We start from the raw sequence: 11,059 nt of genomic DNA on the forward strand, positions 1-11,059 counted from the left end.
CATAACTTACTCCTGGTCTCGCTTAAGTTCTTTCAAAACCGCGAAAGGGTTTGGTCGCTCATGTTCCGGACTGATTTTACCAAATGACATATCATCTTTACCAAGGCCGCAATCCTCCTCTGCATGAAGGGCTACGATAGGTAATGAGATAATCAACTCGTCTTCAAATAATTGAAGTAAATCGACTTCTCCGTGGTCGTTGACCTCTACCGGTTCATAGGCTTCGGGTAATGCATCTGCCTCTTCCTGATCTTGTCCCTGCACCGGACTAAAACAGAATTCGGTATGAAGTGAGTGTGGAAACTCGCCATTACACCTCTGACAGATAAGTGTTACCTGTGCGCTTAAGTGACCGTGAAAGACAGTAAGACCCTGCGCGTCTTTTTCGAACTGTACTTCTGCGTTCACCCATTCATCACAGCTGACAACAGCTTCATTCAATCGTTCCAGATCTTTACTTGCGATAACACCCCGGTAATCGGAACGTTTCACAGCGCTTTTCACCGGATCGACGGTATGAGGTAATTTCACTTTCTGCATAGGGCGCGCATATTATAGATTTGGTATCTCAGTGTCAAAAGATTAATCGCCTTTTAGTCCGGATTCGACCGGTTGGCGGGCAGATTGTCAGGTATTCGGGATAAAAACAGCCGGCGACTCGAAAATATAGCGGATTTATGGCTTACTCCCACTACCATCCTGCACACTATGTAACCGAAAGAGGAATTCATGTATCCATCTCCCCGCTTTATTCTGGCCACGTCTTCTGTTTACCGTCAGGCACAATTCGCTTCTCTGGGTGTTAATGCCACAATTATTGCACCGGATATAGATGAAAGCCCGTTAACGGATGAACAGCCGGGAGCGCTGGCAGAACGGCTGGCGGCAGCAAAAGCCGGTAAGGTCGCAGCAGAGACGGAAAACGGTATTGTGATTGCCGGCGATCAGGTGGCTTCCCTGACTACCGGTTCCGGCACCACAATTATACTCGGCAAGCCCGGAACTCATGAGGCTGCAACGGAGCAGCTTTTACTAAGCAGCGACCGCTACGTGACATTCTATTCTGCCCTGAGCATTATTGACGCTGCCACAAAAGAGCAGACAACGGCTACTGAAATAACAAAAGTGCATTTCCGTTCACTCAGCAAAACACACATTGAACAGTACCTGCGGGACGAAAAACCCTATAACTGCGCCGGCAGCTTTAAGTCTGAAGGTAAAGGTACCTTGCTGTTTGAACGAATTGAATCCCGTGATCCGAATGCCCTCATCGGCTTACCGGTTATGCTTCTGCGGGATATGCTTGCCGGTTACGGGATAGATTTATTGTTACTCGCCACTTCACTGACTGAGTAATAATGTTTCCAGTTCTGCAATGCTGTGCACAATAGCCAGCGGCGCAAACCGTTCCAGGTGAACCTGTGCATGCACACCATAAGATACACCAATACGTGCAATGCCTGCGTCCTGCGCCATTTGCATATCAAAGGTGGTATCCCCGATCATCACAGCATCCGACTTATCGACTCCGGCTTCGGCGAGCAGTTGCAGGATCATATCCGGCGACGGCTTGGACTCTGCGTCATCAGCACAACGCGAAAAGCTGAAATAGTGACCGGTATCTGTGTTCTTCCAGGCACGGTCAAGTCCCCTTCTCGCTTTACCGGTAGCAACAGCAAGCGTTCGTCCGCTATTTTTTAATGAAGTGAGCATCTGCTCAGTGCCGTTAAACATAGGGCTTGGTGTCTGGTCCTGTTCAATAAACGCATTTTTATAGGCTTCAAACAGCCGGTCTGTCAGTGCTTCATCAGTGATGTTAAACAGCTTTTGAATTGCCGGACGCAAACTGATACCGATAATTCCCCCGACAGCTTCAGCCGGTGGGATCGCTACTTCGCATTGACGTGCAGCAAGCTGCATACAATTTACAATTTTGGCCGCTGAATCCATCAACGTGCCGTCCCAGTCGAAAATAACAAATTTATACTTCATTTAACTGCTTTAGCGCTCTGGTTAGTTGTTCATCAAGGGGCGCCTGAAAACGAACTGTTTCTCCGCTACCCGGATGTATGAACTGAATGCTGGCGGCATGCAGAAACAGACGCTTTAAATCACGGCTGCGCATCGTGTCATCGAACTGTTCATCGCCATATTTGGGATCGCAGGCAATAGGATGACCGGCATGCAAGCAATGCACACGGATTTGATGCGTTCTGCCTGTAATAGGAGATGCTTCTACCAGGGTTGCATCCTCATAGCGGGTCAGAATGCGATAGCGGGTTTCTGATGGCTTACCATTTTCATTCACGCTCACCAGCCTTTCGCCGGATTGCAGTACGTTTTTCAACAACGGCGCTTTTACTTTAAACCGGTTTTCAGGCCATTGACCGGCTACCAGTGCCTGATAGCGCTTGTCCATTTGTCCGTCACGAAGCTGGGCATGCAGATGGCGCAGTGCTGAACGTTTTTTAGCAATGATAATGCAGCCGGAAGTGTCCCGGTCGAGACGGTGCACCAGTTCCATAAACTGAGCATCGGGCCGTAGTGCCCTAAGGCCCTCAATCAAACCGAAATTCAGGCCGCTGCCACCATGCACCGCAGTGCCGGAAGGTTTGTTAATGACCAGAATGCGGTCATCCTCGAACAATATACAATGCTCAAGTTCTGCCACCTTATCCAGTTTCGGATTCGGCGTATCTTTGGGTTCTGATACCCGCACCGGCGGAATGCGGATAACATCATCAGCCTGAAGCTTATATTCCGGCTTTACTCTGCCTTTATTTACCCGCACTTCACCTTTACGCAAAATCCGGTAAATCATACTTTTCGGCACACCCTTTAACTGGGTACGCAAATAATTGTCGATGCGCTGCCCTTCGAGATCTGGCTCGATGGTAACGAAACGAACTTGTTGGGGGGTATCTTCTTTCATGGGCGGGAGTATACCTGAGCAAGTATAGATACGCTAAAGCTAAATAGCGCAAACCGGGACCATTTCAACAGACAATTGAGGGTCCTCCCGTTCTGCGGGATTGGTTAAAGAACAGCCATTCTTACGTTCGGGCCTGTCTTTTATGTAATTAATTTCTGAATATGACGTTTTTTAGTACAAAAGGGAGTTAACTTTGCTTGCTAAACCCGAAACGTTGGTGAGATAATCGCGTGTGATTTTGCAGTAAACATGCTTAAGCAAAATCCGGTTCGAACTTAATTAATGAACCATAATATTGTGCGGACAACTGAATAAACGCATTCGTCCGGTTTATAAAGGCAGCACAAAAGCCTTTAGAACGTTGCACAAACTGATGAAAATAAAGTTCGCCGTTTAGCAAACAGAATTAAATTGACCTTTGCCCCTGTAATGACGGGGGTGAAAATGAAAAAAGATAGTAAGGGCCGTCGTTCCCGACACCCCGCATTTAATTGTCCGGCTAACTGAAATGCCGGTATTTATGGGTAATACGACTAAACAACAAATCCCGCACACAGCCGTGAGGCTGGGTGACGCGTATTTGCACGTGTCATTTTGATTTTGTGTCTAAGCGGCTGTACAAAACAGAGTTAGATACAATGAAAAGAATGTTGATTAACGCAACTCAACAAGAAGAGTTGCGCGTTGCCCTGGTTGACGGGCAACGGCTGTATGATCTTGATATTGAAAGCCCGGGTCACGAACAAAAAAAGGCGAATATATACAAAGGTAAGATTACCCGCGTAGAACCCAGCCTTGAAGCTGCTTTCGTAGACTACGGCGCAGACCGTCATGGCTTCCTGCCTCTGAAAGAAATTGCCCGCACTTACTTCCCGAAAGGTTATAAATTCGAAGGCCGCCCGAACATCAAAGATGTGATTAAAGAAGGCCAGGAAGTTATTGTTCAGATTGATAAAGAAGAGCGTGGCCAGAAAGGCGCAGCCCTCACTACTTTCCTGTCACTGGCTGGTAGTTACCTGGTACTGATGCCGAATAACCCCCGCGCAGGTGGTATTTCCCGCCGCATCGAAGGTGATGAGCGAACGGATCTGAAAGATGCCCTGTCCCGCCTGGAATTACCGGACGGCATGGGTCTGATTGTCCGTACTGCTGGTGTAGGTAAATCTTACGAAGAACTGGAATGGGATTTAAAAGTACTCCTGAAGCACTGGGAAGCCATTTCAGAAGTCGCTGAAAGCCGTGCGGCGCCATTCCTTATCCATCAGGAAAGTAACGTTATTGTCCGTGCCATCCGCGACTATCTGCGCCGTGATATCGGTGAGATCCTGATTGATAAAACCAGCATCTATGAAGAAGCCCTGCAGCACATCGAACTGGTGCGTCCGGACTTTGCTAACCGTGTAAAACTGTACAAGGGTGACGTACCTCTGTTCAGTCACTACCAGATTGAAAGTCAAATCGAATCAGCTTTCCAGCGTGAAGTCCGTCTGCCTTCCGGCGGTTCAATTGTTATCGATCCGACAGAAGCCCTGACATCAATCGACATTAACTCTGCCCGCGCAACAAAAGGCGGAGATATTGAAGAAACAGCCCTGAATACCAACCTTGAAGCCGCCGACGAGATTGCCCGTCAATTGCGTCTTCGCGACTTAGGTGGTCTGGTAGTCATCGACTTTATCGATATGACACCGGTCCGTCACCAGCGCGAAGTTGAAAAACGTATGCAGGATGCTGTGCGTTCAGACCGTGCACGTGTTCAGCTGGGACGTATCTCACGTTTCGGCCTGCTGGAAATGTCACGTCAGCGTTTACGTCCTTCTCTTGGCGAGTCAGCTCACCATGTATGTCCGCGCTGTTCCGGTCACGGTACGATCCGTGGTACAGAATCCCTTGCGCTGTCGATTCTGCGGATTATCGAAGAAGAAAGCATCAAAGATAATACCGGTCAGATTGAAGCTCAGTTGCCGGTACCGGTAGCTACCTATCTGCTGAATGAAAAGCGTAAATCAATCAATGTGATCGAGAAGCGCCATAACGTTTCACTGCTGTTGATCCCTAACCCTCACCTGGACACGCCGCATTACGAAGTTATTCGCCACCGTCCGGATGAAGTCATTTCTGATGCAAGCTATAACGTTGCCCTGAAAGAGCAGGACGAGACAGAGGCCTATCAGCCTGCTGCAGCACCGGTAAAACGTGAAGAACCTGCATTGAAAGGTCTCGTTGCGCCGACTCAGGCTCCGCCTGCTCCTGTAGCAGCGCCTGCAGCGAAAGAAGCAACTGCACCGGCAGCCACTGAAACCCTGTTCACCAAACTGGGCAAATGGATTTCTTCTGTACTTGGCGGTGAAGACAAGAAAGAAGAAGAAACAAAGGCTGAAGAGAAGACGCGTAGTCCGCGTAATAATCGCAATAATGACAACCGCAACAGAAAACCACGCAACAACCGTAACCGTCGTGGTAAGCAGTCTGAGAACAGCAATGAGCGTGATGAGAGTAAGCAGACTCAGAAACGCCAGGATGATAAGCGTAACAGCCGTCCTAAGTCCCGCCGTAAGCCGCAGGAAGATAAAAAGGCCAAGCCGGAACAGCAAAATCAAAACCGTGAGGCCGAAGCGCAAACTGACAATCAGGAAGCACAGCCAGCCCGTAAGAAGCAGGTTGCCGAGCGTCGTAAGCGTCGTGACAACCGCCGCAGCGTTCGTGTGAATAAAGACGCAGCGGATAAGTCAGCGACACAACAGCCTCAGACAGACAAATCTGACACTAAACACTCTGCAGTTGAAGTGAAAGAAGCCGTCACAGAGACTGTACAGACTGTAGCCCCTTCGGATACTCAGTTTGCTACGGAAACACCGGCTAGCAGCCCTGAGCAGAGTCGAAAAGGCCCTGAGCTGACTCAAGACAGCCCTGAGCGAACTCAGGCTGACGCTGAGCAGAGCAACACCAGCAAAGCTAAGAACACTGATGTATCTGCTTCTGCGGAAACGACAGAGCAAGCAGACAGTACTGCGTCTGAACAGGATGCTTCCGGCGATGAAAATGGTCAGAAGCGAGAAAGCCGTGGCCGCTCACGTCGTTCCCCGCGTCATGTACGGGCAGCGGGTCAACGTCGTAAGAAGGAGCAGTCTCCTGCCGGGGACATAGCAGAGGACAACGCACCACAGCAAGTCAGTGAGGCATCTGAAGTTGCGGATTCTGATACAGCTACCGGCGCAGTACAGGATGAACTGCAATTTGATATTGCACATCCTGAAGAAGATACGCAGGTTAAAAAGCCAAAATCAGCGAAACCCCGTGTACGTGTTGACGGTGATCAGCTGACCGCTGTACCGGCTTCTCCTGAGCAGGTTGAGATTAATCTAGCTGCCCATGCAGAATCAGAAACTGAACAGCAGAATCTTGCTCAGGAAACGGAAAGTGCGACTCAGGAAGCACAGAGTTCAACTGAATCTGTAGCTGAACAGAGTACAACTGAAACACAATCTACGGAAACGGTAGCCGAAGTTGCTGAAAAAGCAGCACCGGTATCTGAAACTCCTGTAGTTGCCACGGCAGAGAAAGAGGTGAAATCTGAAGCCGTAGCACCTGTTGCCAAACCTGCGGTTGCGAAAGCCACTTTCAGAGCAACAAGCAGCACCGGACAAAAATCAGCATCACATCCGATGGCATTGCCACCGGTTGTAGAAGCAGTGTTCAGTGATGTAACAGCAGGCGCAATGAAAGATGAAAGCCGCCCTGCGTTGCTGGTGTCAGGTAAAGCAGCATCGGTATCACAGGCGACTTCATCCGCATCTGCGGCTATGACGTTACCGGCCAGTGCACCTGAAGCAGCAGTTGCTGAAGAAGCCTGAGGCTGACAGCCCTGATGAGGCTGTCAATCCCTGCACGTGATAACAAAGCCGTACCTTGAGTACGGCTTTTTTAATGGTAAAAATAATGACTGATCTTTCACTAAGCCAGTATCTCAGCTGGCTGAACACTGTGTCCGGAACACAATACACCGATGCTTCACTCATCCAGTCATTATGGAGTGGTTACGGCGCCTGTTTCAGAGCGGTGAACAAAGATACGGGTAAACCTGTAGTGGTGAAATGTGTCCGGCCGGCAAACAGCACAGCACATCCCCGTGGCTGGCAATCAGATCACAGTCATCAGCGAAAGCTCCGCTCATTTGAAGTTGAGCATTATTTTTATCAGGAACTGGCTCCGCTTACGGATTCAGCATGTAAAGTACCTGACTATCTGGGCGGTAGTGCTGAAGGCGATAAGAGATTGATTATCATGGAGGACTTATCTGCCTGCGGATTCCCGCTGACAACACACTCACTGACGCTGTCGCAGGCAAAATGCGTATTACGCTGGCTGGGCGAATTCCACGGACGTTTTATGCATTGTTCTGATGGAAAGGTATGGAAGGAAGGCACTTACTGGCATCTGGGAACAAGACAAAACGAATGGGCAGCCATGCCCGACTCTCCGTTAAAGTCTGCTGCCGTGCAGATTGACGTCGCCCTTAAAAATGCCCGTTTTTCTACCCTTCTTCACGGAGACGCAAAAGTGGCGAACTTCTGTTTTGATGAACAATTTGTCGATTGTGCCGCAGTTGATTTCCAGTATTGTGGTCACGGGGCGGGTATCAAAGACGTAGTGTATTTCATGGGAAGTGCACTGAGTGATGAGGATCAGAGAAACGGTAAAGAAACCTGTCTCCGCCATTATTTCTCAGCGTTAAAAGGTTCTATTGCAAAACATTGTCCGCAAACGGATGCAGAAGCTGCGGAGGCAGAATGGCGGGGGCTTTATGATTTGGCAAATGCCGACTTCCACCGCTTTCTTGCAGGCTGGAGCCCTGAACACGTGAAAATTAACCGGGCGTTGCAAGACTCCACTGATAATGCACTGGCGGGACTACAAAGCTGAAGTCCTGCCGGCGCACTACTGAACCGGTAAAATTACCAGGTCAGGTCGTCCGGGATCTCGTAGTCGGCGTACCAGTCCTCTTCGTCTTCCTGTTGACCTTCGTTGTTGCTGGTATCCAGGTCGGCACGGTAAACCACTACAGATTCATCACGCTGGGCAATTTTATCAGCAACCGGTGACGGCACCAGTTCATACGCTCCGTCGAGAGCAACCACAGCCAGACGGCCTTTCGTCACCTGCTTATGGACAGCGGCTGAAACATACATACGTTTAACCACATTTTCGTGGGTAAAGTTCAGTAAGGTATCACCGTCACGGCTTTGTTTATTCACCGTGATAAGTTGCTTGATTTGCGCAGCAACAGAGCGCCTTTCACGCTCCTGTTGCTGTTCAGCATTTAACTGACGGTCCCGCTCTTTTTTCTCAGCAGCGGCCTGTTCAGCAGCGATTTTGGCAGCATCAGCTTCCACCTGCTGATTCTTATTTTTCAGCTTTTGCTTTTTGCGCTTTTCCGCCCGGGCGTTCTTTGCCGAATTTTTATCGGCCAGACCTGCCTTTAAGAGTTGATCCTGTAATGAAGCCACCTGACACCTACTTCTTTTTCTTGTCCTGGGTTACCCATTTGCCATCCTGATACCAGGACGACCACCCTGTTGATTTACCGCTGTCATTTTCAGACATAACGTATTGCTGCTTAGTTTTTCTGCTGTAACGCACAATGGCCGGATTACCTTCCGGATCCTTTTGCGGCGCATCCGCCAGATAGTAAAACTTAGGCGAAATACGATCTCTGAAACGGGCCAGTTCCTCAACCTTTGGTGCACGGGTTTCCCTTGATTTAGGGAAATTATGTGCTGCGAGGAATATACCGGAGGCACCGTCACGCAATACAAAGTGCGCATCAGACTTCTCACAGGGCAATTCAGGTAAATCCACCGGATCTTCTTTTGGTGGCGCAGCTTCGCCGTTACGCAGCAGCTTACGGGTATTCTTACATTCTTCGCTGGTGCAACCGAAGTATTTACCAAACCGGCCGTTCTTCAGCTCCATATCGCTGCCGCACTTATCACATTCGATAACCGGGCCGTCGTAGCCTTTAATCTTAAATGTACCGGCTTCCACGTAAGTCCCCGGACAGGTCGGCGTGTTACCACACACATGCAGTTTACGCTTTTCATCTACCAGATAGCTGTCCATCGCCGTACCACATACGTCACAACGACGCTTAGCCCGCAAGGCTTCGGTTTCCAGCTCTTCTTCGTTATCGACTTTCACCACTTCGTCACCCGGTGTCAGGTTCATGGTGTTGGTGCAACGCTCTTTCGGAGGCAGGTTGTAACCTGAGCATCCTAAGAATACACCGGTTGATGCGGTACGGACGTTCATTTCACGGCCACACTTGTCGCATTCAATTCCAGCCGGGACCGCCTGATTGGTGCGCATTCCACCTTCTTCAGCGTCCTTTTCTGCTTTCAGTAACTTGGCGTAGAAATCGTTGTAGAAACTGTCGAGAACCTGCTTCCAGTTTTTCTTACCTTCTGCAATGTCATCGAGATGCTGTTCCATATTGGCAGTGAAATCATAACTCATCAGGTCGTCGAAGTTTTCCATCAGACGATCATTAACAATTTCACCCATTTTTTCAGCATAGAAACGTTTATTTTCCAGCCTGACATAACCACGATCCTGAATCGTGGATATAATGCTGGCGTAGGTAGAAGGCCGGCCAATGCCACGTTTCTCAAGCTCTTTTACCAGTGAAGCTTCGTTAAAACGGGCCACCGGTTTAGTAAAGTGCTGTTTAGGATCCAGGGCCTGCAAATCGAGGGCTTCGCCCTGCTTCACGTCCGGCAGTAACAGCTCTTCATCACCCTTCTTACGGATTTGTGGCTGTACCTTAGTCCAACCGTCAAATTTCAGTACCCGGCCCTTCGCCACCAGTTCATAATCACCGGCAGTTACACGGATCGTAGTGGCATCATATTTTGCGTTTGTCATCTGACATGCAACAAACTGACGCCAGATCAGCTCATACAGGCGCTGTGCGTCTCTCTCCATCTCTTTAAGCGACGCTGCCTGCACATTTACGTTTGAAGGACGAATCGCTTCGTGGGCTTCCTGAGCGCCTTCTTTGCTACCGTAACGGATAGGTGAATCCGGCAGATACTTGCCACCAAAATTATCGTCGATGTAAGCACGGCAATTATCCAGCGCTTCCTGACTCAGATTCGTTGAGTCTGTACGCATATAGGTAATGTGACCGGCTTCATACAATCGCTGCGCCAGCATCATGGTTTTCTTAACACCAAAACCAAGACGGGTACTGGCCGCCTGCTGCAGAGTAGATGTAATAAACGGTGCTGACGGTTTACTTTGCGTGGGTTTAGACTCACGGCTTTCAACCACGTATTGCGCTTTTTCCAGTTCGGCCAGCGCTGCATCGGTTTCTTTCTTATTAACCGGTTCAAACGCTTTATCGCGGTAACGGTTAACCAGCATACGCAGTTGCTGTTTCGCGCCCGATGTTACATCTGCATGTACGTCCCAGAATTCTTCCGGTACAAATGCCTTAATTTCCCGCTCACGCTCGACAACCAGACGCACGGCGACTGACTGCACACGACCGGCAGACAAACCCCGGGCAATTTTCTTCCACAACAGCGGTGACACCATGAAACCCACAACACGGTCAAGGAAACGTCTTGCCTGTTGGGCATTCACGCGGTCAGTGTTAACTTCACCGGGATGAGAGAAAGCTTCCTGAATGGCGTTTTTGGTGATTTCGTTAAACACCACGCGCTGATAGGTTTTATTCTTCTCGCCAAGCAATTCCCGCAGGTGCCATGCAATGGCTTCCCCTTCGCGGTCCAAATCCGTTGCGAGATAGACGGTGTCAGCGTCTTTTGCGAGCTTCTTCAGCTCATTGACAACTTTTTCTTTGCCCTGAAGCACCTGATAATGTGCTTTCCAGTCTGCTTCGGGGTCGACGCCCATGCGATCTACCAGTTTACGGTATTCATATTTGCGCAGATATTCTTCCCGCGCCTCATCGCTTAACGTTTTCAGTTCTTTTGCCGGTTTTTTGGGCTCAACATTGCCGACCGCCTTCGTAGGCAGGTCGCGCACGTGGCCAACAGAAGATTTTACGATAAAATTTTTACCGAGATATTTATTTATCGTTTTTGCTTTTGCTGGTGACTCGAC

General features: G+C 49.4%; 8 protein-coding genes. 3 read left to right on the top strand and 5 right to left on the bottom strand.

Going from position 1 to position 11,059, the window contains the following annotated elements; all coding sequences use genetic code 11:
* Window positions 1-6: 6 nt before the first annotated feature.
* A complete protein-coding gene (gene yceD, locus AC4PME_RS20040; RefSeq protein ID WP_491045396.1) occupies window positions 7-540 on the bottom strand; it encodes a 23S rRNA accumulation protein YceD in 534 nt (177 codons plus the stop codon).
* A 189-nt stretch (window positions 541-729) separates the two neighbouring features.
* On the opposite strand from yceD, the gene AC4PME_RS20045 reads away from it, so the two are divergent.
* Complete coding sequence (locus AC4PME_RS20045; RefSeq protein WP_491045395.1) at window positions 730-1,356, top strand: Maf family protein; 627 nt, start codon at window positions 730-732, stop codon at window positions 1,354-1,356.
* Here AC4PME_RS20045 and AC4PME_RS20050 read toward each other — a convergent pair.
* Together AC4PME_RS20050 and rluC are read right to left on the bottom strand one after the other, a co-directional pair.
* A complete protein-coding gene (locus AC4PME_RS20050) occupies window positions 1,342-1,992 on the bottom strand; it encodes an HAD-IA family hydrolase (RefSeq protein WP_491045394.1) in 651 nt (216 codons plus the stop codon). The genes AC4PME_RS20045 and AC4PME_RS20050 overlap by 15 nt on opposite strands.
* Window positions 1,982-2,932: a 23S rRNA pseudouridine(955/2504/2580) synthase RluC gene (gene rluC / locus AC4PME_RS20055; protein WP_119501526.1), complete on the bottom strand. Its 951-nt coding sequence runs from the start codon at window positions 2,930-2,932 to the stop codon at window positions 1,982-1,984. The genes AC4PME_RS20050 and rluC overlap by 11 nt, the downstream gene beginning before the upstream one ends.
* A gap of 638 nt (window positions 2,933-3,570) precedes the next feature.
* Between rluC and rne the strand changes: the two genes are divergently transcribed.
* Both rne and AC4PME_RS20065 read left to right on the top strand, forming a co-directional pair.
* On the top strand, window positions 3,571-6,786 hold the full coding sequence (gene rne, locus AC4PME_RS20060) for a ribonuclease E (RefSeq protein WP_491045393.1): 3,216 nt from the start codon (window positions 3,571-3,573) through the stop codon (window positions 6,784-6,786).
* Window positions 6,787-6,871: 85 nt separating this feature from the next.
* A complete protein-coding gene (locus tag AC4PME_RS20065; RefSeq protein WP_491529742.1) occupies window positions 6,872-7,855 on the top strand; it encodes a phosphotransferase in 984 nt (327 codons plus the stop codon).
* 32 nt (window positions 7,856-7,887) lie between these two features.
* On the opposite strand, the gene AC4PME_RS20070 is transcribed toward AC4PME_RS20065, so the two are convergent.
* Together AC4PME_RS20070 and topA are read right to left on the bottom strand one after the other, a co-directional pair.
* Window positions 7,888-8,439, bottom strand: a complete 552-nt coding sequence (locus AC4PME_RS20070) for a DUF2058 domain-containing protein (protein WP_474851381.1) — start codon at window positions 8,437-8,439, stop codon at window positions 7,888-7,890.
* A gap of 7 nt (window positions 8,440-8,446) precedes the next feature.
* The coding region (gene topA, locus AC4PME_RS20075) for a type I DNA topoisomerase (protein WP_491529743.1) at window positions 8,447-11,059 on the bottom strand (2,613 nt) is incomplete at its 5' end.

Source organism: Alteromonas sp. (assembly GCF_984505615.1).